Raw genomic sequence first — 299 nt, forward strand, 5'->3', positions numbered from 1 at the left:
AAAGGAAATTTTCACAGCCGAAAGTGGCTTCTTATTGCAAGAGGCGGTGGCGGCCATTTACCTAAAAAGAGTAGATCTTCATTTTACTTGTGGGGAACAAAAAGAAGAGGTTAACATAGAAGATCCTCTTAGTGAAAAAGAGATTCTGACCAAGATTTACTGGCTAGTCCTGCGCCCTCTTTACCGCAAATTAAAGTTTTGCCTCTTTAATCTAGACTCTCACCAATTAAAGTCTTGCCTTTCTAAGCTAGACTCTCATTTTCAAAAAATCGATCTCCTTCGAGGGGCTTATTACGAAG

General features: G+C 39.8%; 1 protein-coding gene. It reads left to right on the forward strand.

The genetic code is table 11. The features are described from left to right. The coding region (locus BU804_RS01680; RefSeq protein WP_143298909.1) for a hypothetical protein at positions 1-299 on the forward strand (299 nt) is incomplete at both ends.

The organism is Candidatus Protochlamydia sp. W-9 (assembly GCF_001950615.1).
GTDB lineage: Bacteria > Chlamydiota > Chlamydiia > Chlamydiales > Parachlamydiaceae > Protochlamydia > Protochlamydia amoebophila.